At 63.0% G+C, this 2,315-nt stretch carries 2 protein-coding genes; both read left to right on the top strand.

The annotated features are described in order from the left end of the window. Positions 1-23 precede the first annotated feature (23 nt). Positions 24-977: a carbamate kinase gene (locus HMPREF0178_RS03005; protein ID WP_009378954.1), complete on the top strand. Its 954-nt coding sequence runs from the start codon at positions 24-26 to the stop codon at positions 975-977. Between the two features lie 263 nt (positions 978-1,240). Then, positions 1,241-2,315 (top strand): amidohydrolase family protein (locus tag HMPREF0178_RS03000; RefSeq protein WP_039958507.1); only part of this gene is annotated, 1,075 nt, incomplete at its 3' end.

Below are 2,315 nucleotides of genomic sequence, written 5' to 3'. Positions count from 1 at the left end.
ACCCGCCATCGGGAGAAGCAGACATGCCGACACGCAAGGTCGCAGTTATCGCCATCGGCGGAAATTCGCTCATCCTCAGTAAGGACGCCCAGACCGTACAGGATCAGTACAGGGCCCTGTGCGTCACCGGAAAGCATATCGTGAGCCTCGTGGAGCTGGGATATCAGGTGGTTGTCACCTATGGAAATGGCCCGCAGGTGGGCTTCCTGCTGTGGCGGAGCGAAGTCGCGCACGCCACGTCCGGGCTGCACGGCCTGCCGCTGGTGACTTGCGTGGCGGACACGCAGGGCGGCATTGGGTACCAGATTCAGCAGACGCTGAAGAACGAGTTCCTCCGGCGCGGCCTGTGCGAGGATTCCATCGCCGTGCTGACGCAGGTGGTCGTGGACAAGGACGATCCCGGTTTCCGGAATCCCACGAAGCCCGTGGGCGAATTCTACCCGCCCGAGCGGGCCGAGGTCCTCCGCCGCGAAAACCCCTCGTGGGTGCTCAGGGAAGACGCCGGGCGCGGCTTCCGGCGTTACGTACCCTCTCCACGCCCTTTGGAGATCGTCGAGGAGGCCGGGTTGAGAACGCTCCTTGCCTCGGGCCTGCACCTCATCGCGGGCGGTGGCGGCGGTATCCCGGTGTTCCGTACGGAAGGGGGCTATGAGGGCGTCGATGCCGTGGTGGATAAGGATTTGACCTCCTGCCTGCTCGCCAAACGCATCAAGAGCGACTTGTTCGTCATTTCCACGGCGGTGTCCAACGTCGCCATCCATTTCGGAACGCCCGAGCAGGAAAATATTTCCCGGATGACCGTGGCAGAGGCGATGGCCTGCGTGGAAGCCGGGTACTTCGCTCCGGGCAGTATGCTTCCCAAGGTCCTGGCGGCGGTGGATTTCGTCAAGGCAACCGGCAAGGAGGCCATCATCACCTCGCCGGAAAACGTCCGCGCCGCGGTCGTGGAAGGCAAGGGGACGCATATCGTCCCCTGATCGGTGCCCAATCTTTCGAGAGGACGGATGTCTGCCGCGCCTTGCGCGTCTCGGGAACGCTCCGGAAGGTTTTATGAGGAGAAAAAACGGCAAGGGGTTGCGGAGAGAGGGCTAATACGTTATGATAAACCAAAATAGATAAATAACTTACTGTAATTTTTTGTTTTATTTAAACTGGTCAGACAGCTTAACCATCTTACTATGTAGGCGTACGATCCCTCTGCACATCTCTCCGGCGCCTGCCGCCGCCTCTCGGAGCCCGCATGTTCGATTTAGCGATCAGGAACGGAATGTTGGTCACCGCCGATAGGGTTTTCTGCGGGCATCTGTACGTCAGGAATGGGAAAATCGCGGCGATCTCCGATGACGGAACGCTGCCGGCGCGCGAGGAGCTGGATGCCGCCGGGTTGTATGTGCTGCCCGGTATGCTGGACTGTCACGCCCATATCAACGATCCCGGCTTCACTTGGCGCGAAGACCTGCCGCACGCCTCGGAAGCGGCGGCGGTGGGCGGGGTGACGACCCTCATCGACATGCCTCTCCAAAACACGCCACCCCTGACCTCCGCGGATGCCTTCGCGAACAAGCTGGCCGTGTTCGAGGGCCGCAGTCTCGTGGACTATGCGCTCTGGGGCGGGCTCGTGACCGACAACACCGCCGAACTGGCGGGCATGGACGCGGCCGGGGCCGTGGGTTTCAAGGCCTTCATTGCGCCCGTGTCCCTCGGGTATTCCAGTGTGGACATGGGGCTGGCGCGTGAGGCGTTGTTCCGGATCAAGGCTTTCGGCGGCCTCGCCGGGTTCCACTGTGAGGATCACGCGCTTATCTGCGCCGGTGAAGCGAAGGCGAAGGCCGGGGGCGGGACCCGACGTGCCTTTCTGGACAGCCGCCCCGTGGTCGCGGAAGTCATCGCCACGGCGAACGTCATCGAACTGGCCCGTGAAACCGGGGCCCGCGTGCACATCTGCCACGTCAGCCATCCCCGCGTGGCCGAACTCGTCCGCCGGGCACAGGCCGATGGTTTGTCCGTCACTGGCGAAACCTGCCCCCATTACCTCGTTTTTACAGAAGAAAGCCTCTTGTCATGCGGTACGGTCTTCAAGTGTGCGCCGCCCCTGCGGACCGCCGAGGCTCGAGACGGGCTCTGGGAATACGTGCTGGACGGCACCCTGTCCTGTATCGGCTCGGATCATTCGCCGTCGCGTCCCGACGAAAAGGACGAGGCGGTACACGGCGTCATGGGCGCGTGGGGCGGCCTCAGCGGTCTCCAGAGCCTCGTGCAGGTCATGTTCGATCAGGCCGTGACCCGGCGCGGGTGCAGCCCGAGCCTGCTGGCCC

Source organism: Bilophila sp. 4_1_30 (genome assembly GCF_000224655.1).
Lineage (GTDB): Bacteria > Desulfobacterota > Desulfovibrionia > Desulfovibrionales > Desulfovibrionaceae > Bilophila > Bilophila wadsworthia.
Note: the sequence above shows the minus strand (reverse complement) of the source record. Positions and strands in the feature narration are given on the sequence as shown.